The organism is Candidatus Ozemobacteraceae bacterium (assembly GCA_035373905.1).
Classification (GTDB): Bacteria; Muiribacteriota; Ozemobacteria; order Ozemobacterales; family Ozemobacteraceae; genus MWAR01.
Window position 1 is genome coordinate 34,834 of record DAOSOK010000030.1, and the last position, 20,769, is coordinate 55,602.

At 63.8% G+C, this 20,769-nt stretch carries 11 protein-coding genes; 9 read left to right on the forward strand and 2 right to left on the reverse strand.

All coding sequences use genetic code 11. The annotated features are described in order from the left end of the window. Positions 1-3 precede the first annotated feature (3 nt). The 5 genes from PLU72_14630 (at position 4) to PLU72_14650 (ending at position 10,067) form a co-directional block, all read left to right on the forward strand. Positions 4-3,462: a hypothetical protein gene (locus PLU72_14630; GenBank protein HOT29413.1), complete on the forward strand. Its 3,459-nt coding sequence runs from the start codon at positions 4-6 to the stop codon at positions 3,460-3,462. Continuing rightward, entirely contained in the window at positions 3,459-5,939 is a 2,481-nt protein-coding gene (locus tag PLU72_14635; protein ID HOT29414.1) for a tetratricopeptide repeat protein, read from the forward strand. Before PLU72_14630 ends, PLU72_14635 begins: the two co-directional genes overlap by 4 nt. 9 nt (positions 5,940-5,948) lie before the next feature. Further along, positions 5,949-7,229 (forward strand): asparagine synthetase B, encoded by a 1,281-nt coding sequence (locus tag PLU72_14640; protein HOT29415.1) that lies wholly within the window; start codon positions 5,949-5,951, stop codon positions 7,227-7,229. Positions 7,230-7,270: 41 nt separating this feature from the next. After that, positions 7,271-8,944: a M48 family metalloprotease gene (locus tag PLU72_14645; GenBank protein ID HOT29416.1), complete on the forward strand. Its 1,674-nt coding sequence runs from the start codon at positions 7,271-7,273 to the stop codon at positions 8,942-8,944. 139 nt (positions 8,945-9,083) lie between these two features. Beyond that, positions 9,084-10,067: a hypothetical protein gene (locus PLU72_14650; protein ID HOT29417.1), complete on the forward strand. Its 984-nt coding sequence runs from the start codon at positions 9,084-9,086 to the stop codon at positions 10,065-10,067. A gap of 12 nt (positions 10,068-10,079) precedes the next feature. Here PLU72_14650 and PLU72_14655 read toward each other — a convergent pair whose 3' ends face one another. After that, positions 10,080-11,249, reverse strand: a complete 1,170-nt coding sequence (locus tag PLU72_14655; protein ID HOT29418.1) for a DUF401 family protein — start codon at positions 11,247-11,249, stop codon at positions 10,080-10,082. Positions 11,250-11,727: 478 nt separating this feature from the next. Between PLU72_14655 and PLU72_14660 the strand changes: the two genes are divergently transcribed. The 4 genes from PLU72_14660 (at position 11,728) to PLU72_14675 (ending at position 19,944) form a co-directional block, all read left to right on the forward strand. Continuing rightward, the gene (locus PLU72_14660) at positions 11,728-14,247 is read left to right on the forward strand and encodes a transporter substrate-binding domain-containing protein (GenBank protein HOT29419.1); all 2,520 of its coding nucleotides are present in this window, start codon (positions 11,728-11,730) and stop codon (positions 14,245-14,247) included. A gap of 149 nt (positions 14,248-14,396) precedes the next feature. Then, a complete protein-coding gene (locus tag PLU72_14665; protein HOT29420.1) occupies positions 14,397-16,475 on the forward strand; it encodes a TIM44-like domain-containing protein in 2,079 nt (692 codons plus the stop codon). 290 nt (positions 16,476-16,765) lie between these two features. Then, positions 16,766-17,548, forward strand: coding sequence for a hypothetical protein (locus tag PLU72_14670; protein HOT29421.1), 783 nt, complete (start codon positions 16,766-16,768; stop codon positions 17,546-17,548). Between the two features lie 26 nt (positions 17,549-17,574). Next, complete coding sequence (locus PLU72_14675) at positions 17,575-19,944, forward strand: HEAT repeat domain-containing protein (GenBank protein HOT29422.1); 2,370 nt, start codon at positions 17,575-17,577, stop codon at positions 19,942-19,944. 167 nt (positions 19,945-20,111) lie between these two features. Here the strand turns inward: PLU72_14675 and PLU72_14680 are convergent, their stop codons facing one another. Continuing rightward, positions 20,112-20,690: a peptidylprolyl isomerase gene (locus PLU72_14680; GenBank protein ID HOT29423.1), complete on the reverse strand. Its 579-nt coding sequence runs from the start codon at positions 20,688-20,690 to the stop codon at positions 20,112-20,114. Between the last annotated feature and the right edge of the window lie 79 nt (positions 20,691-20,769).

Genomic DNA, 20,769 nt, shown 5'->3' on the forward strand with positions numbered 1-20,769 from the left:
GACATGCAGACGAAACAGCCTCTCGACCTGCTCGCGGCCTTTCCCCACAACCGGGAACGGTTCGAAGCGCTGCTCGCGCAGTACCGGCGGAGACGCCAGGCGCGGGTGATGATCGCCCGCCTCGGCTGGTGCGCCGCGTCGTTTCTGGGCGTTCTGCTGGTCTTCCTGCTCGTCGAGCGGACCCAGCTCCAGTCGGAAGCCATGCGCTGGCTCCACGTGCTCGCCTCGTGGGGATTGTCGCTGTTCTGGATGATCCAGGCGGTGCGGGCGTTCGTCGTGCCGCCGGATGACGTCGAGATGGCGGTCGAGATCGAAGACACCGATCCAGCGAGATTCCGGTCGCTGATCGCAAGCGCGGCCGAGTTCGCGAAGCCAGATCCTGAGGAGGAAGGCGAGTTTCCGGCTCCCGTCCGCGCCGCCACGTCGTCGGCCCTCAAGCGGCTGACCGTCTCGTCGGCCGCCGTGACGCTGTCGGATTCGGACATCGCCGCGGCGCTCAGGAAGTTCTCGCGCAGGCGCGCGATCATCACGCTGGCGGTCGTCGCGGCGATGCTGTTCGTCTGGACGCTCCTCTCCCCCGCGGAAGTCCGGCGCGGCGCCCTGCGCCTGCTCCGGCCGCTCGCCGATCTTCCGTCCTGGTCGCTGCTCGAACTGGACGTCCGGCCCGGCAACCGTGTCCTCGCGCTCGGCGACAACCTCGAGATTTCCGTCGCGCCGAGCCAGCCGACCGATCAGGAGCCCGTTCTGACGCTGTTCAAGCCGAAAGCCACGGAAGGAACGGCGACGGAAATGTACCCGGACGAGACGGCGTCGGTCTCGCGCTACGTCTACACCCTGACGGGGCTCCAGGAGTCGACCGACTACCAGGTCAGCATCGGCCGCGTCACGTCTGACCGGTTCTCGATCACGGTCATGCCCCGGCCCGAACTGTCTGAACTCCGGCTGACGCTCCATCATCCCGCCTATCTGGCCACGCAGCCGGAAGTCCTCGCCGAGGGCGTCGGCGACGCATCGATCATCGCGGGATCGCGCATCGACATCACGGGCCGTTCCAGCCAGCGGCTGAAGAGCGCCGTCATCAGCACCGTTCCCGGGGCGTCGATCACGGCCGCCATCGAGCACGGCGACACGTTCTCGACGAGCCTTACCATAGCGACAGATACACGATGGTCGGTGCAGCTGACCAACGAGTTCGGGCTGTCGAACGACAACCCCGTCAGGTTCAAGATCACGGCCCTTCACGACGCCTCGCCGACGGTGACGATCCTCAAGCCGGCCATGGACATCGAGTTCCCGACGTCGAAGCGGCTCGATCTGAAGGTCGAGGCGACGGACGATTTCGGGGTCGTGACGACGGTTCTCTGGTACGCGGTGGGCGACCGCCGGGACTGGATACCGCTCAACCTGAAGGCGGATTTTTCCCCGAGAACGCGGTTCGAGGTCGAGTTTCCGTGGATGCTCGACACGCTCGCGATCGAGCCGGGCACGAAGGTCTCGTATTTCGTGAAGGCCGAGGACAGCGTCAAGCCGGTTCCCAACACGGCCTCCTCGCCGGTGTATCACCTGAACATGCCGTCGATGTACGACGTGTACAAGGGCGGCGAGAAGGCGCAGGAAGACGTGACGAAGCAGCTCCAGGAGTTGATGGAAGCCCAGAAAATGCGCCGGCAGGCTCTCGAGCAGACGTTCGAGCAGATCAAGCACGAGGGGCGCATGGACGAGGCGACCGAGCGGAAGATCCGCGAATCGCTCCAGGAGGGCGAGCAGCGCCAGAAACAGGCGGAGGAGATCATCAACAAGTTCCAGGATCTGCAACAGAACTCGAAGGACAACCCCTTCTCGTCACCCGAGGCGCTCGAGAAGATGCAGAAGGTGAACCAGCTGATGAACGAGGTGCTCGACGACGAGGCGAAGCGGCTGATGAAGCAGTTGCGCGAGTCGCTCACCACGATGAAGCTCGATCCGAAGGAGCTCGAGAAGTTCGAGGAAGCCTTCAAGATGGACAACTACCTCAAGAACCTCGACCGGACGATCGAACTGCTCAAGCAGCTCAAGGACGAGCAGAAGCTCGACGCGCTCGGAAAGACCGCCGACGATCTCCTGAAGCGGCAGCAGCGGATGGCGTCGGAGACGGCGGCTCTCGCGGAGAAACAAAAGCAGGGCACCCTTTCCCCGGAAGAGGAGTCGAAGCTGAAGGACCTCGCGGCCCAGCAGGAGAAGCTCCGCCAGGAACTCGAACAACTCCAGAAGCAAGCGCAGGAGCTGGCCGAGCAGAAGCCGAAGCCAGGCGAGCCGCAGAATCCCGCCACGGAAGACGTGAAGAACATGCGTGACGCGATGAAGCAGGAGGATTACAAGAAGACGGCCGAGGAGATCAAGAAGAATCTCGAACAGAAGAACCCTGCCGGCGCCAAAGAGCAGCAGCAGCGGATGCTCAAGTTCCTCGAGTCGCTCGCGAAAAGCGGGCAGAAGATCTGCAACACCTGTTCCGGCGGCCAGCGACAACAGCTCGACCTGTCCCGATTCGTCCGGCGTTCGCTTGACGTCGCGCGCGATCAGGAGAAGCTGTTGCTGCAGCTCAACGGCCTGCCCGGCCAGTTCATGCGCGGCCAGAAGCCGGCCGTCGAGGGGATCATCGACGAGACGTCGGTGCTGCAAGTGATCGTGCGCCAGCAGGCCGCCGACCTGGAGAACGCCCTCGAGACGCTGGTCAGATCGAGTTTTTCGATCGATCCCTCGGTGCTTCAGCCACTCCAGGGCGTGCAGCCGATGTTCAACGAAATCGTGAAGAATCTCGAGGACCGCGCGATCGGCCGGTCGCGGCAGGACCAGCGCGAGATCATTCGGCGGTTCAACCAGCTCGCGATGGAGCTGCTGCGCGCCCAGGACCAGAGCCAGTCCCAGAGTAACCAGAGCGCCGCGAGCGCGATGCAGCAGTTCAAGGACCTGACGCGGCGGCAGCTGAGCCTGTACCAGCAGATGATGCGCCAGCAGCGCTCGCCCGCCGACCAGCGCATGATGGAAGAGATGCGGCGCATGGCGATGGAGCAGCGGAAGATCCGCGAGTCGCTCGAACAGCTGATGCGCGAGGGCAAGCAGCAGATGCGGACGCTGGGCCGGCTCGACGACGTGCTCAAGGACATGCAGGACCTCGAGACGAAGACCCTCGACCCGCGCCTGCGCCGCGAGGTCGCCGAGCGTCAGAAGTCGATCTACGACCGCATGCTCAAGGCCCAGAAGTCGATCAGGAACCGCGAGGAGGAGAGCGAGGAGCGGAAGGCCGTCAAGGCGCGCGAGATCGTGCAGACGGCCCCCGACAAGCCGCTTCCGCAGATCGGCACCGACAGCCGCGACCTGTCGCGCGACTTCCTGGGCGAGAGCCGCGAGGAGTATCCGAAGAATTTCGAGACGCTGCTGCGCGAGTATTACAAATCGCTGAGTTTGTCGGGAGAAAAATTGTGAGAACACTTTTCAGGCGCGCCCTCCCGATTTTTCTGCCGGCCGTGCTGGCCCTCTCGCCGGTCTGCGTCGGCGCGGCGTTCGCGCAGGCTTCGGCGCCCGCGGTCCCGCGCAATCCGAACGACGCGGTGCGCCTGTATCACGAGGCGATGAACGAGTACAGCCTGCGTCATCTGAAAGCCGCGCGCGACCACCTGAACGAACTGGTGAAAGAGTGGCCGGACCATCCGCTCAACCGGCGCGCCCGCATCGAGCTGGCGCGGGTCTGCGTTGACCTGCGCGAGTATGATCGAGCGATCGAGCTGCTGTCGAGCGTCGCCGAGGGGCCCGCGAACGACGGGGACACGGTGACCGCGCTCGAGTCGCTTGTCGAGCTGCTGTTCACGCTTCAGCGGTTCAAGCTCGGCGTCGACCTGCTCGAAAAGCGGTGGCAGGCGAACCCGAACGACGTCGATCTGGGGAAGAATCTCGCGAAGTTTTATCTGCAGACGGGGCGTTCCGAGGAAGCCCAGCTTCTCCTCGAAAACCTTCTCGAACGCACGTCGCGCCGCGATGTGTTCGCCGACCTGCTGAAGCTGGCGACGAAGACCGGCACCGTCGAGCGGCTGATGTCCGCGATCCAGCAACGGAGCGCCAGGTATCGGGCCGTCGACTACCTCGAGTTCGTCACCGACTGCCTGATGAGCCTCGCCCGGCACGAAGAGGCGATGAAGATGCTGCGCGAGTCGCCGGAAACGCGCACCGATATCGGACTGCTGCGCAAGCTCGCCCGTCTCGAACTCGAGATGAAGGACCCGGCCGCGTCGCTCCAGACGCTACGCCAGATCGAACAACTCCTGCCGAACGAGTGGGAAACCGCCAAGGCGGCGGGCCATTGCCTGTTCCTGCTGGGCAAGCCGGAGGAAGCCGTCGAGGAGTGGCGGCGTCATCTCAGTTCCCAGACCGTCCCGAGGCCCGACGGGTATCAGCTGTTCACCGAGGTGCTGATCGAGCACAAACTGTATCCCGAGGCGCTCGAAGCCTTCGCCCAGGCCCGCCAGGCACTCGGAAACCCGGCCCAGTTCGCTGAGGAACGCGCCGGCGTGCTCGAGGCGATGGGCCGGCACGAGGAAGCTCTCGGCGAGTATCTTGCGGCGATGGCCAACGGAATGTTCAAGGCAGATATATTTGAGAAGCTATATACGTATAAGTCTTCAACGTTCGACCTTCGCGAGAAGCTGAAGTCGGCTCTGGCTACCTCACGGGCGCTCTCGCTGAAGAAGGCGATGCTCGAGGTGCTGATGCGAGGGGAAGCGGCGGCGGACATCCCCGAGATCGCCGGTCTGCTCGACGCGGACGCGCCCTTTGAGGAACTGCTGTACGAGCGCATCCGTCAGGGGCTCGCAGCGGCGCCGACGGCGTTTCTGCATACGCTGTGCCTCGACCTGGTCCGCCGCGACCCGCGCCGGGAGCTGGCGCTCAAGTTGTGCCGGCTACTGCTCGACCAGCCCGACCTTTCCGCCGGCCAGGCGAAGGCAGCCTTCGACGCGGCCTCCGCCGCCGTCGCGCTCGAGCCCGGCCCGGACGCGAAGTTGCGGGCGGCCCTGTTCGTGGCCCTCGGTCATGCGGCGCTCGAGCGGTTTTCCGATACGGCGGCCGCCGAAACGCTGTTTGCCAAGGCGCTCCAGCCGCCGCTCCCATCGGTGGCGCCGTCGGCCGCGTTCGACGCGGCGCTGTGGCTGATGCGCCTGCACGCCGCACGGAACGAGATGCCGGCCGCCGAAGCCGCGCTCGCAACCGCCTCGACCTTCGTGAGCGGGAAAGACCCCATGCACGGCCCGCACGCCGAGGAGCTTCCCGTTGCCTTCCAGGGCGAGGGCGGTGCGATTTCGTTCCAGGATCTCATGCTGGACCCGGAGGAACCGCTGTTCGAAGGAAACGAGGGACAAGCCCGTCTGCTGTACGAAACGGCTTGGCTCCAGGCGCAGCGGGGCGATTACCAGAACGCTCTCGATACGCTTCGCAAGCTCACCGAGGAATACCCGGAATCGCTTTGGATGGATGACGGGCTTCGTCTCGCCCTGCTGATCACGATGGGATCGACCGGAAACATGGACGGGCTGAAGATCCTGTTCGAGGCCGACCGGCTCGCCCTGACGGGAAAGGCGATCGAAGCCGTTCCCGCCCTGGAGAGCCTCGCTCTCACCGCATCGGGGACGCCGCTCGCCCTCGACGCCGCCGCGAAAGCGCTCCTATTCTCTGAAACGGCCTCCGACGCCGCGTCGCTGATGTCGAAGCTGGACGCCTTCGTCGCCCGCCACCCCGCCCACTGGGCGGTTCCCGATCTCATGATGCTTCACTGGAGGCTGATGAAACGCTCGAACGCGCCGGCCACGAGCGAATTGGAGCTGCTGAAACAATTCGTCGACCGCTTTCCGGGCGATCTGCGCTCCCGGCGCGCCAGGCTCGCCATCGCCGACCTGCTCCGCCGGAGCCGCTGAGGACAGACAATGCACGCACACCGCCGCCGATTCCCCCGTTTGCCGATGCTCGCCGCCACCCTTCTTGCAGCCCTTCTGAGCGCCCTGCCGGTCTCGGCGGCGAAACTCCTGATCCCGATGGACGACGACCAGACGGACCACCTGCGTGCCTACGGGATCGCGTATTACGCGCTCGACAAGGGGGGCATCGACGTCGAATGGCTCCTCAACTACCGAGGCGGCTCGTTTCTGATGGACGATATCGATATGGTCCGGAACCGCGCTCGCGAACTCGGGGTCAGGACCGCGTCGATTCCCGACGAGGAAGCCCTGCAGATCCTGGCGAAGATCGAGGACGACAACATGGAGCGGGTGCTGCTCGAGAAGGCGCCGAAGGTGGCCGTCTACTCACCCGACTACGCCGAGCCGTGGGACGACGCCGTGACGCTGGTTCTCACGTATGCCGAGATCCCGTTCGAGAAGTTCTACGATAAACAGGTGCTCGACGGGACAATCTCGCGTTACGACTGGATTCACCTGCATCATGAGGATTTCACCGGCCAGTTCGGCAAGTTCTACGGCTCGTTCCGGTTCGCCGACTGGTACCGCAAGCAGGTCACGCAGGCCCAGCTCGACGCTCAGAAATACGGGTTCGCGAAAGTAACCCAACTCAAACTGGCGGTCGCGCGCGGCATCAAGAAGTTCGTCCTCGACGGCGGCTTTCTGTTCGCCATGTGCTCGGCTGTCGATTCCCTCGACATCGCGCTCGCGGCGAACGGCACCGATATCGTCGCGACGGAACTGGACGGGGATCCGCCCGACCCGCTGTACGCTTCGAAACTCGACTTCAGCCAGACGTTCGCATTTCAGAACTTCAGCCTGATTCCCGATCCGATGGTGTACGAATTTTCCGACATCGACGTCTCCAACAATTACATGGGCGACGCCGGCACGTTCAAACTGTTCGAGTTCTCCGCGAAAGTTGACCCGATCCCGACGATGCTGACCCAGAATCACCGCGGCGTCATCGACGGCTTCTTCGGCCAGACCACCGGGTTCCGCAAGAGCTTGCTGAAGCCATCCGTCACGGTGATGGCCGAAAACAACGACGGCATCTCGGTGAAATATATTCGCGGAGATATAGGCAAGGGAACCTTCTGTTTCTTCGGAGGCCACGACCCGGCCGACGTCAGCCACGTCGTCGGGGAGGGCCCGACGAAACTCGATTTGCACAAGAACAGCCCCGGATACCGGCTCATTCTGAATAACATTCTCTTCCCCGCCGCAAAAAAGAAAGAACGAAAAACCTGACGAGCCGCATATCGTCACGGTTCGAGGCCTGAGCACACCCTATGCTTTCCACGTTTCTGCCCCTGATTCTGCTGGCGTACGGCACCTCCGAACTTGCGGGAACGGCCGCCTTCCTCCCGCTGACGACGGCGGTCTGCTGGCTCCTGCTGACCTGGGCCTGGACGTGCGTGCTGCTGCCGGGGGCACTGACGCGGCTGCGGTGCGAAGGACGCCTTCCGGGATTCAACGAGGCGCAGACGGGGTTTTCCTGGCTGGTCACGGGCTGGATCATCCTCCTTCACGCCGTCTCGGACCCGGCGGCCTGGCTCGTGCCCGGCCTGTATCGGACGTTTCCCCAAGCGTGGCCGATGTTCGTCTCGATCGTCCTCTACGCCGGCATTCTCTGGATCGTGCGTGTGCCGTTCCGAGCCGCCTGGAGCCGGATCTTCGACCCCGACCAGACGCCCGAGGAGTTCTTCCGCGCCCGCATGACGCTTCCCATCCTGTTTTTCCCACCGATGCTGCTCTGGATGGCAATCGAGGACTCGTGGCTGGGCGCAATGCGCCTGCCAGGCCTCAGCGACCTCGAGAACTTCGTAATGGCGCCGCTGTTCTTCGTCGGCCTCTACCTGTTCTCGCCGAACCTGTTCAACTGGGCGTGGCGCGCGACGCCGATGGAGCCGGGCCCCCTGCGCTCCGCCATCGTCGACCTCGCCGCCCGGGCCGAGACCCCCATCGCGGGCGTCAGGCAGTGGGATACGTTCCGCGAGCCGATCCCGAACGCCGCGGTCGCGGGGCTCTCGCATAAATATCGATTTGTATATATGACTAATTACATAATGGAAATCTTCGACGATCGTCAGGTCCTCGCCGTCGTCGCTCACGAACTCGGCCACCTCCGGCTCGGCCACGTCTGGACCTACATGATTTTTTCGCTCGACCTCGTCTTTCTCTCCCTGTTCGCGAAGATCCAGCTGTTCCTGTGCCTGCCGTGGTATGCGGCGCAGGCCGAGACGCTCAACTCCGTCGTCGATCTGGTCGTATTCCTGGCGGTATTCATCGTCTTCTTCACGGCCCTGACTCGCCACAGCGAGCGGCAGGCCGACCGGTTCGCGGCGTCGCTCGTCGGCGGCGACCTGTTTGCCGGCACCCTCGAACGCCTGCAGGAGTTCGTCTCGCCGGTCCCGTCGCGCTGGCCGAAATGGACGCTCACCCACCCGGAGTTCGGGGAGCGGACGTCCGTCGCACGGTCCTGGAACGGCCCGGTCGAACGGCTGGTTTCATCGGAGCGAAGACTCAGACTGGGCCTGCTGGTTCTGGGAATCGCCGCCTGTTTCGCGGCCTGGCCAGGCATGTCGTCGGTTCATCGGCTGGCTGAAATGGCCGACGCCGTCAGCGCGGGGCACATTCGCGAGGCCGCGCGCCTGTGGAACGCGCTTCCGCCGGAGCTGAAAACGCATCCTGAGGCGGCAGCGCAACGGGCAGCGCTGGCGTTCCAGTCCGGAGACTGGGCGTTCGTGCTTCGCCAGGCTGCCCGTGCGTCCTGGGGCGACGGCGGGCCGTCCCCCGACGGACCGATTTCAGAGATACCGCATCATGCGGGTCCGCCAGAAGTTGCTCTTCACTTCGAGATCGTGCAGTTTCTGCTGGAGCTGCTTGACCTCGGGCGAGTTCATGGCGTATCCCTTTTTGATAAGGCTTTCGATCATCTCCAGATTCCGCTCGGTCAGCGATGAGTAGCGCTGGATCTGGTTCATGACGAAATCCTCGTCATCGGGCGGCACAAAGGTCGGCAGCGATCTTTCGCGAATATCCGACATGTTCGAGACTCCTTCGAAGTATATTGAAGGGCATCCCACCTATCGGCGGAGATCCGTGAATCGTTTAGTACGTACAGCCCTCTTTTTTCTGACTCTGCTCGTCTGCGCACCCGTGGCCGGCGCCGCGCCGGTTTCGAGATTCGATCTTCTGGAAAAGGCCTGCCGGGCGTTCTGGGAGCGCACGCCCGACGAAACCGCTGTGCTGCGGTCGAACCTGCTCAAGCCGTTCCCCGACGGCCGCATTCATCTCGACTGGCCCGCGACGCGGGGAACCGCCCTGCTCGTTCTGTACGAACTCCTCGGCCCGTCAACGGCGCCCGCATCTCCGGCCGCCACCTTCACCGACATCGCCCCCGGCACCTCTCTCGGTTCGGCCGCGGCAGTTCTCGGCATCTGTTTCGAGTCCACGGAGAAGCGCCGGTTCATGCCTGATCGCCTGCTGGCGGAAGGCGATCTTGCGAAGGCCCTCGCTTCCATCAGGAAAACGCACGTCATCCCGGCTATCCCCCCGGAGTGGCTGGTTCCGCGCGACACGGAGAAGAAGGAGATGGCGAACGCGCTCGAACGCCGATTCCCCGTCGATTTCACGTTCGACGATCCGCTCAAACGCGGGAACGTTGATGAAACCGGCGCGACAGACGCGCGGCGTCTGGAGCGGATGCGCGGCCTCGTGAATCCCGACCAGATGGCGCCGCAGGAGGCATTCGACCTGACGGCCGCCCTATCCGGGATGGAGGAGCTCGAGAAAACCCTCGACACCCTCGAAATCACCGTTCACGAGCTCACGACGGAGGGAATTCCGCCCGAACGCGTTTCGGACGCCCTCGCGGCATTCGACGAAATAGCGGCGATTCTCGCGGGAACGACGGACAAGCTTCGGTTTTCCCGCCGGCACCTCGAGGCGGCCATCCTGACCGACCCGGAGCGGCTTCGCGACGCGGCCGGCCTTCGCGTGCGTATTCTCGACAGCCAGCGGCGGATCGCACGCTTGAAAGAGAAGATCGACGCCCGCCGCCCCGAGCTCGCCGGAACGAATTGATTCCGCCGACGGTTACGGCAGCCGCAGCCAGGCGGCGAGCATGATCGCCAGGCTGGGGATCGTCACCAGCGCGATGACCTTGCGGAGCGAGGCCTTGAAGAACTCCTGCGTCATCGACAGGCAGAGATGCGACGGGGTGATGAATGCCCCGACCAGCCCCGACGCATAGGCGAACTGGAGCCAGGCGAGGCGCTGATCGGCCGGCCACATGGGCAGCAGCAGGGGAAAGACCGCCCCCACGAAGCCGGTCGTGACGCCGGTCAGGGCCCCCATCACAAACGGCAGCAGGAAGGAAAGCCCCGCGATCGGCAGTCCCGCACCGATCAGGAATTCGCTGAACCGGCCGAGCAGGCCGGTCTCCACCAGTTCCCGGCCGAAGAGAAAGACGCTCCAGATCAGCGCCAGGATGGGGAGATGCAGCGAACCCCGGCAGGAGTTCCAGAAATCCGACGGCGTGACCCGCTCGGTCAGCGCGAACAGCGTGATGATCACCGCCAGGCCGATCACCAGCGGCACGCTGAACAGCGCCAGGACGATGACGCCGAGGAGGGGCCAGAGTTCGGACAGCGTCATCCGGACGGTCGGGCGGCCCTGCAGTGGTTCCGACGGCAACGAAACGCCGCTTTCGTCGGCGGGCGCGGGCGGAGTCCCTGCCCGAACGAGAAACAGCGCCAGGCCGGCAACGAACGCCGTCGCCGAGAGCGGCAGAAACGCCCACGTCAGCGCGACCGGCTCGACGCGCGCCAGGCCCGCGCAGAGGATGATTCCCGGATACAGCGGAAACGCGAGTTCCCAGCAGTGGCGGAACCAGTAGTTGCTGAACACCTTCTCCTCGCGGGAGACCGACATGCGGTTGCCGACGCGATCGGTGACGGGGGCGGTGAACATCGCCCCGCCCGGCATCGGGATCAGCCCGACCAGCCCCGGCACGGCCACCATCACGGCCCGCGGGTCGCGGAACAGCCGGTTGAGCACCGCCGTGATCCGTTCCATGCGGCCGGTTTTCTGCAGCAGGTGCGAGTACAGGTAGATCAGCACGACGATCGCCAGCAGTTCGAGAACCGACCGGTCGGCGGTGACCGCCGCGGCATCGCCCAGCAGACCGCGCATGCCTCTTCCGCCGACCAGTCCCGTGACGAGGGCCGTCGCGAGAATGGCCGACCAGAGCGAAAAGCCGTTCACGAGGCGCCTCATTGCCGTCACCATGGTCTCTGACCTCAACGAATGAAATGCCGCATGCTCCGAACACCCGCTTCCATATATAGGCGCTTCCTCAGCAGGTTTCAAGGCTCAGATGCAGGTTCAATCGGACTTGTATCTTTCGCCGCATCCTCTTATTGAGTCCTGCTGAATGAAAACCAACCGTTCGCCCCGAGGTATCGAAGGGCGAACATTTGAAACAGTGGGCACGCGCTTGTTCGCGCTTCGATACCTCAGCACGAACGATGACGGCCGTCCTCAGAACGCCCGCATCATGCGTTGCATGATATACTTATTTATATATCATTTTGCACGCGAAGCGTTGGACATTCTTGACGAGCCGATGCTTTCCAGCGTATCTCTGTAAAAGAGAGAATCTTTTGAAAAGGATGTTGCCATCCTGAGGGTCATGATATTTCCGAGATGTTGTTTCCGTGTCGGGTGGTTTCGGGAATGGTTCGTGTTCATTCTCGGTCTCGGGCTCTTCCTCCCCGGCATCCTTTCTGCACAGGAAGCGCACTCCCGGCCCCTGATCGTCGGCTGCGATGCGAACTATCCGCCGTACGAATACCTCGATTCCCAGGGGCGCCCCGCTGGATTCAACGTCGATCTGATCCGTGAAATCTCCCGCGAGACCGGTCTGGCGTTCGAGATTCGCTCGGGACCATTCCAGGAAATCCGTCAGGCGTTCGAGGCCGGAACCATCGATATCCTCGCCGGGTGGGGATACACCCCCGAGCGCGCGAAGAATTTTTTGTTTTCGGTTCATCTGAATCAGATCAGCTGGAGTCTCTTCGTCCGTACGAGTGGGCCGGTCATCCGGTCGGAGGATGAACTGGAAGGCAAGACGATCATCGCCCAGAAGGGCGACGTCAATTACGATTACTTCGTGTCCCGGAACCGGAACGTCCTGGGGGTCGCAAGACCGGAAGACGCCTTCCGTGCCTTACTCGCCGGGCAAGGGGACTGCGCCGTGGTCAACAAGGGAGTCGGGCTGTATATCCTGCACCGCGATCAGATTCAAGGCGTCAGACGGCTCGAGATTAATTTCCATTCTCTTCGATATTGTATCGCTCTGCATAAAGGAAACGAGGAACTCCTGGGACGGATCAACGAAGCCATTTTCGTGCTCAAGGAGTCGGGGCGATTCCAGGAAATCTACGACCGCCATTTCGGCCTCCTCGAACGCAAAGAGACCACGCTGTACGATGTTCTGAAGAGCGCCCTCATCGTTCTGGTGCCGATCGGGGCGTTGTTTCTGGCGATCCTTGCCTGGACATTCTCCCTGCGCAGCCAGGTTCGCCGGCAGACGCAGAGCCTGGCAGCCAGCGAGAAACGGTTTCGTTCCCTCTTCGAGGATTCTCCGGCCGCCATCTGGGAGGAAGACTTTTCCGCCATCCATGCGCATTTCACGGCGCTTCGCCAGCGGGGCGTTTCTGACTTTCGGCAGTACTGGCAGGAACATCCCGAGGAGATTCCCGTCCTGGCCGGAAAAGTGAAGGTCATTACCCTCAACAAGGCAAGCATTCAGATTCTCGGCGGCAATCGGAAAGAAGATATCCTGCCCAACCTTCCTCAATACTTCACCCCGCAGACCATGGAAGTCTTCAAAGAGGAACTGATCGCCCTGGCTTCGGGCGAAACCATCTTCCGAAGCGAAGTGCCCCTGAAGAACCTGCGGGGAGAACAGATCAATGTCGAACTGGTTCTGATGGTTCATCCCGATTTCGACAGTGATCTCTCGAAGGTTCTGGTGTCATTCATCGACATCACCGAACGCAAACTGGCGGAATCCGCCCTTCGTGAGGCGCAAAAAATGGAGAGCATCGGAACGCTCGCCGGCGGAATCGCCCACGATTTCAACAATCTTCTCACCGTCATCCACGGTCATTCATCCCTGGCTCTCCATACGCTTTCGAAGGACAGCGAGGCGGCCAGGCATATCGAAAAGGCGATAACGGCGACCAGGCGGGGAGCCGATCTGACCAGGCAGCTGCTGGCCTACGCCGGCAAGGGGCGATTCGTCATCGAAACGATCGATCTGAACCGGCTGGTCGAAGAAAACACGCAGATATTGAGAACGGTCGTCCCGCGCAATGCCAGTCTGAACTTCGAGTTTGGAAAACCGTCTCCGTTCCTGAAGGGCGATATCGGGCAGATTCAGCAGATCATCATGAACCTCATCATCAATGCCGGCGAGGCGATCGGTTCCCAGACAGGGTCGGTGACGGTGCGAACCGGCGTTGTCGATCTCGCCCGAGATGATACGAAATACCAGAAATACTCCCGAACGCCCCTTCCCCCGGGGAAATACGCTCTGTTGCAGGTTGCCGACACCGGCAAAGGCATCAGGGCCCAGGACCTCGATCAGATCTTCGACCCATTCTTCACCACCAAGTTCACCGGTCGCGGACTCGGACTGGCGGCGATACTCGGGATCGTCCGTGGACACCAGGGGGGAATCTTTCTCCAGAGTTCGGAAGGGCGCGGAACCCTGTTCGAACTGGTGTTTCCCCTGGCGGAACCGGCCGCGGAGGACGAGCCAAAGCGACCTCTTCAGCCCGACTGCAACGGCCGGGGAAAAACCATCCTGGTGATCGATGATGAGGCGCCCGTCATCGAGGTGTTGTCGCAGATTCTCGCCGGGTCCAACTTCACCGTTCTTTCGTCGCAATCGCCCCTCGAAGGGATCGAGCTTTTCCGACGGCATCACCGGGAGATTTCCCTGGTGCTCCTCGATTATTCGATGCCGGAGATGGACGGAAAAGCCGCGTTCGACGCGCTGACAGCGATCGATACGACCGTCAGGGTCATCATCTGCTCGGGATATTCCGAGGAGTCGCTTTCCTCATCCTTCGTCGGACCGCGGCCGGCGGCATTTTTTCAGAAACCGTATGACCTGTCGGGGCTGGTGCAAAAGATCTCCGCGCTGGCAGTCTCAGGATCGGACGCGGGGAACGACACGGCATTCCGGCCGTAATGATATATCGAGCGTTGTATTTTTTTGATCCGTCCCACCGGGCGAACATCATGTTCTTGTGCGGGATTCATTTTCCATCTATCTTGGGATGGAACAGACGGTCGCTCTTCGAACACGCCCGGCCCCAACTCGGCCGTACAGGAGGTCTCATGCGAAGCTTTGCATCCCGAGTGCTCGGTGCGATCACCGTCCTGGTGATGGCGGCGTTTTTCATCGGCCTGGCGACGCCGGACCCGGCCTTTTCCCGGGCGGGTGGCGGCCATTCCTACTCGTCGGGCGGCCATTCTTCGGGCTCGTCATCGAAGAAAAGCTCCTCCGGCTGGAGCAGCAAGAAATCGAGCAACTCAAGCCATTCTAAGAGCAGAAGCAGGAGTTCCGGGCCATCCACGCCGATGACCCCCGGCGAAGCGACATTCTTTTTGGTGGTCATGGTCATCTGCGGATTCGTCGTCGCGGTGAAAATCTATGCCGATTACGTCAAGAAGGGCCCGGTCGGCACGGATTGGACGGACGTCGAGAAGGTTCAGCGGCAGTTTTCCAAGCTCCGCACACAACCGGCCTCGGCCAGGATAAAAGCCCTCGGTGAATTGAAACTCCGCGATCCCAACTGGAACGAGATGCGTTTTCTGGAACGAGCAAAGCAAGGATTTTCCCGCATCCAGGACGCCTGGTCGAAGCAGGATCTGAGCCCCGTTCAGGGTTTTCTTTCGGATGGCGTGTATGAGCGTTTTTCCATCCAGATCGACGAACAGAAGAGCGACGGCCTCCGGGACCACATGGAAAGTCTCCGTATCCTCAACGCCCGGATCGTCCAGGTGGAAAGCGGCAGTCGGTTCGATGTACTCCACGTCTCGATCCGCGCTTCCGCCGTCAATTACCGGGTTTCCCTGGCGGGCGGCCGGCGGCTGGACGGCTCGACCGAGCCCGAGGAGTTCGAGGAGATCTGGTCGTTCCTCCGGAGGCCCGGGAGCAAGACGCTCGAAAAGCCGGGCCTGATCGAAGGTGTCTGTCCCTCGTGCGGCGCGCCGATCGAAATCGTCCGCGCCGCGAAATGCACGTATTGCCAGACGTTCCTGCGGTCGGGCGAGCACGACTGGGTTCTGGCAGAAATCACCCAGGCATGCGAATGGGTCGTCGAAGACGAGAAGCCGAGGCCCGGCCTGGACCGGCTCACGGAAGCCGATCCCGGGTTCAGCGTGCAGCAAATCGAAGACCGTGCATCCGTCATGTTCTGGCGGTATTACACGGCGTTCCGGCTCGGAAAGGTCGAGCCGATGCTCAAGCACGCCCATCCCGACTTCATCGGGAAACTGCAGGCGAAACTCGTTCCGAAAGCCAACGGTTCGCGGATGGCTTACCAGACGGCTGCGGTGGGATCCGTACGCGTTCTGGGCGCGGCGCTCGGGGAATCGACCTCCGCGCAGTCCTCTTTCGACAAGATTCTGGTCGAGCTCCGGTGGTCCTGGAAGCCTGTCGAGAAAAACGCGAAGGGTCTCGTGATCCCGGGCGGGGAATACCCGCTGAACTGCACCCAGGTCTTCGTGCTGATCCGCAGGAGCGGGGTCAGGACCGAGATCGGCCTCGCGTTGTCAGGGAGTTGCTGCAAGAGTTGCGGAGCCCCGGAAACCGACACGGCGGGCACGGTCTGTCAGTACTGCCAGACGCCCCTGAACGAGGGAACGGCGGACTGGATCCTGGAGCAGATCGCTGACCCCCACGCCCCCGACATCGTCAGGCTGCTGAAATCGCCGCCGGCCGCCCCGCGCCCCGAGGCCGCCTCCCCCAAATGCCCCACCCCGGCCCCCGGTTCGTCCGCAGACAGCGTCTCCGCCGGCACCGTCTCCGCCGATACCGCATCCGGCGATATCTTCGAAGTGCGCGGTTCCGCCGACGCCCTGCGCTGGATGACGGCCGTCATCTTCGCCGACCGGAAGGTCGAGCAGGCCGAACTCGACCTGCTGAAACAGTATGCCCGATCGTACGGTGTTCCCCAGGCGAAGTTCAACGAGATCGTCCTCGCGGCCCAAGCCGGCAAAGCCGTTCTCCGGCCTCCCGCGAACCGCCAGGAGGTCGCCGCCATCTACCGCGAACTGGTCAGGCTCGCCCTGGCCGACGGCACGCTGAGCGACACCGAGGAGAAACTGCTGAACGCCTTCTGCCGCCAGGGCAACCTGCCCGCCGACGAAGCCGCCCGCATTCTCGCTTCGGTGAAATCGGCACGGATGTAATTATATCATTTACCATACTACCGCAGGGGCGGATCGCACTCTCGAAAAATTTTCCTCCGTGCCTGGTATGTGCGTTTCCGTTTGAGAACCAATCCGCAGATGGCGCTGATGAAGCATATTTCGCAGATGAACCGCTGAAAACCTCGTTGTTTTCAACGGAGTATTCCCGTGACTCCGAGGCGCGTGTTTTCACGGCCGTGATTTCTTGTGATACGGCCTGAAATGGGGTATAAACAAGGAAATCTCTGCCGGTGCGGCTCGTTTCGCAGCCGGTATTCTGGAGTTGCGACATGACGTTGAAACGCGGGATCGGGCACGCCTTTCGAACGGCCGGGGGTGCGGCCCTGCTTGCGATGGCCCTCCTTCTCCTATCGGCGCCGACCGTATCGGCGCGGAATCCGCTTTCCAGCTACCTGTCTCGTCTGCTCGACGAGAGCCGCGCCGAGATCGCGATCGGCCAGCTTCTCGCCGACGGCTTCATCGCGGAAGTCGCGCTCAACGCGCAGCCATCCCCCGCAAGCGCTGCCGCCATCGTCCCTGCCACCGCCGACGACGAGTTCATCCGTCGGATCGTGGCGGACCTCTCGTCGAAATGCCCCCGTCCGACCCTGCCGTATTCCGTGACGATCATCGATAGTACCGTTCCCGCGGACATCCCCTTCCCCGGCGGGGCGATCGTCATCACGACGGCGTTGTGGCAGCAGGCGAAGGCGCCCGCCGAAAAGGAGTTTCTCATCGCCCGCAACCTCATGCACGTCGCGCTGCGCCAGCCGATGATCGCCATCAAGCACGAAGGCCTGTATGCGCGCGCCCTCAAGTTGCTGAAACAGCGCACGCGCGACCCCCAACTGCTTCGTCAGGCGGTGCGCGACTACATGAAGGCCGCAGAAACCATGGATCAGAAGCGCGCGGACCGCGAAGGCGTCATGCTCGCCTCGAACCCGGCCGCCGTGCGCGACGGCGGGATCGCGCTTCTCAACCGGCTGACGCAGATGCTGTGGCCGTTTCAATTCGGCGCCGTCGACGATTTCCTGGCCCGCATTCGCGCGCTCGAGTTGCTCGCGCTGCCCTGATATATATACGTGGAATTATATAGCAAATGACTGACGAGGGCTGGCTCAGACAACCCAGGGAGCTCGTGACCGACCAGGATCCCTGGATTCGCCGTCTCGCTCTCGCCGAGCTCGCCCGGGCGCCGCTGGCTATCGACCGCGAACTGTTCGAGGAACATCTCTTCAGCTCCGACCCAACGCTCGCCCTGCCCGCATTCCTCGGCCTGAGGCGCCTCTGCCCGCCGCCCCCCCTGATGGACGAGGCATGGCGCGACATCTTCGGAGAGGCGATCGACCTGCTCGGGAAGCGTGCGGCGAGCGGCCCCCTGCCCCTCCGGGCCGCCGCGATCCAGGCGCTCGCGTTCGCGCCGGGCGGCGTCTCCGACCTGTTGCTCGACCGGCTGACCGCCTCCGCCGTCGACGAGACGCCCCTCGAAGCCCCGATCTGGAGCGAACCGCCCCAGCTTCCCCTCATCCAGGATGGGTGCGGAGCGGGTGATCACTCGGCCTCCCTGGCTCTTCTCCTCGGCGCCGCCATGCGCTCCGGTTCCCGGGCCTCTCGCATCGCACGCCTGCTCGCCGACGGCGACGAGTCGCGGTGCATCCCCGCGCTCCTCGCCCTCCAGGCGTTCCCTCAGCCCGAACTGGCCGAGCGCGTCCTCCCGCTAGTCCGCGCGCCCTCGACCCGCGTCGCCGCCGAGGCGGCCCGGGCCCTGCTCGCCTGCGGCGGGAAGCGTGTCTTCCTGCTTCTGCTCTCGCTCGTCGCCGACACGGCCGAACCGGCCCGCAAGGCGTATCTGCTGCCCCTCGTCGCCCGCACAGGCCGGCCCGAGGTCTGGAAGCTGCTCACGACTCACCTGGCCCACGCCGACCCGCGCGTGCGGAAGGCCGCGATCGGAGCCGCCGCGGGCCTCGCCGTCCCCGCGCAGCAGCGCGCCACCGCCCTGACGCCGCTTCTCGCCGATGCCGATCCGTCGGTCGTCGCCGAAGCGGCGCGGGTGTTGTGGCCGCTCGGTTCGATGGAGGCGCTCTCGAAACTCGAAGAGATGATCCGGCGCCACGACGCCGCTCACCGAGCGCTCGCGGCAGACGCCCTCGGCGGCCTCCCCCCGGCGCCGGCCATCCCGATCCTCGTCGAACAGATCGCGCGCGAGCGGCACGGCGATGTCCTGCGGGCGCTTCTCCTCTCGCTCCGCCGGTTGCTGCCGAAAGCCGCGCCCCAGACGGCAATCACCGAGCGGCTCCTTCCGACCCTGCGCCGGCTGCTCGACGCGTCCGACCCCTTCCTCCGCAGCCAGACCGCCGTCCTGGCCGGTCTTCTCGGTCCAGCCGCCGAAGACATCATCCTGACCTGTCTCGAAAAGCCCGAGCACCCGCACGTGCTCGCCTCACTGCTCGGGGCTTTGCGCCGCATCGGCAGCTCGCGTCTGCTCGTCCTAGCACGCTTCTCCGACCATCCCGACCCGCGGGTGCGCGCGAACCTGATGGAGACGATGCTGTTCAGCGGCCCCGGGGCCGTTCCCTATCTGACGAACGGGCTCCGCGACCCGGCCCCCCGCGTCCGCGCCGCCGCCGCGAAGGGCCTCTTCCAGCTCGGACAGCTCGAGGTCGTCCCCCTGCTGACCCGCATGCTTCTCATTCCCTCGCCGGTCCCGGTGCTCTCGGCCTGCCATGCCCTCGGCCAGCTGATGCGCCTCCAGCCGCCGACCCTGCGCTCGGACCATCCGTTGTCCCTCTCGCTCTCCCGGGAAGCCCGCCGCCGCCGGCCACCGGCCGTCGCCGGCCCCGTCGTCCTGCGCGATCCCTCGCTCCCGGATCTCTTCGAGAAACTGAGCGGAACCGCGAACGATACGAACGCCACGATCGAGATCCTCCAGCACCACGTAAAGGCGCACCCGACCTCCCGGGCGGCTCGACGCATGCTGGCCGCCGTGTTCGCCGGCATGGACCGCGCCGCGCCGGCCCTCTCGCTCATCGAGAGCTGCCTCGCCGAACAACCGGGCGTTCTGGCCGATCTGCTCGACGCATACCGCCTCGCCATGCGCGTCGGGGACCTCCCCCGCGCCGAGCGGCTCGGCCACAAGGTTCGCGACACCTACGGAGCCCTCCTCGACGCCTGCCTCGAACTGGCCCACTCGAGCCGGGGCGGACCCGCCGACCAGCTGCTCGACAGGCTCTTCAACCTGCGCGAGCCGTCCATGAATCTCTACAGCGCCATGATCCAGCTCAAGGCCAAGCAGGGCGACGTCGAAACGGTGCTCGACCTGCTCGCGGAACTCCTGCTGGCCCGCCCGGGAAACGCCACCGTCGCCGCTCGCCTCGCCGCGAACCTCCCGCCGGCCCTCTCCGAGCTCAAATCCGCCCTCGCCCAGTATGCCCGCGCCACCGCCGGCTCCTCCTCTCCCATCCCGGCCTGAACCCGCCGCGGTTTCCAACGGTCTGCCGGAATGGGTGTGCCACCCGCCCCGCGGCGCACACCGGCGATCGTGAGACCATTTTATATTCGATTAAAAATACAACCCGGCCGCGAGATCCGGCCGGGTTGTATGACGACTATTCTACAATTATCCGTATATGCTGCGCCTCAGTGTCCGCCGCAACCGCCGCAGCCGCCGTGGCCGTCTCCGTGGTCGTGAGCGCCGCAGCAGCCGCCCTCATGCTCCCCGCCGCAGCAACCGTCGTCGCAACACCCCTCGTCGGCATTCGCCCAAGCTTCGCTGCCCGGCTCGCCCTCTTCGAGGATGTCGACGACGCGCAGTTTGAACGTCAGGGCCTCGCCGGCCAGGGGATGGTTCAGGTCGAGAGTCACATGCGTGTCGGTCACCTTCTTGATGACGGCCGGCATGTGATGCCCTTCAGGGGTCTGAAGCGCCAGCTGGAGGCCGACGGCGGGCTCGAAGTTCCACTCGGTGCCCTTGCGCTCGATCGTAAAGACGCGCTTCTCGTCGCGATCGCCGTAGGCGTCGGCCGGCGGGATGGTGACGGTGCGCTCCTGATCGAGATTCATTCCGAGGAGGGCGCGGTCGAAGCCGGGAATGACATGGCCCTGGCCGACCTGGAAGCGGAGGGGATCGCGCCCCTCGCTGCTGTCGAAAATCTCACCGCTTTCGAGCGTCCCGGTGTAATGGACCGCGACGAGGCTGTTCTTGTTCACTGTACGCATATTCTTGTTCCTTTCAACATCTTCAACGACTTCACCGGCAACACAACCCCTGCCGCATCGCGGTGTTCCCTTCAATGTA

Excerpts from the sequence above, each read along its gene's own strand:
- PLU72_14630 (HOT29413.1), top strand. The coding sequence starts at position 4 with ATGCAGACGAAACAGCCTCTCGACCTGCTCGCGGCCTTTCCCCACAAC.
- PLU72_14640 (HOT29415.1), top strand. The coding sequence starts at position 5,949 with ATGCACGCACACCGCCGCCGATTCCCCCGTTTGCCGATGCTCGCCGCC.
- PLU72_14645 (HOT29416.1), top strand. The coding sequence starts at position 7,271 with ATGCTTTCCACGTTTCTGCCCCTGATTCTGCTGGCGTACGGCACCTCC.
- PLU72_14665 (HOT29420.1), top strand. The coding sequence starts at position 14,397 with ATGCGAAGCTTTGCATCCCGAGTGCTCGGTGCGATCACCGTCCTGGTG.
- PLU72_14670 (HOT29421.1), top strand. The coding sequence starts at position 16,766 with ATGACGTTGAAACGCGGGATCGGGCACGCCTTTCGAACGGCCGGGGGT.
- PLU72_14675 (HOT29422.1), top strand. The coding sequence starts at position 17,575 with ATGACTGACGAGGGCTGGCTCAGACAACCCAGGGAGCTCGTGACCGAC.
- PLU72_14680 (HOT29423.1), bottom strand. The coding sequence starts at position 20,690 with ATGCGTACAGTGAACAAGAACAGCCTCGTCGCGGTCCATTACACCGGG.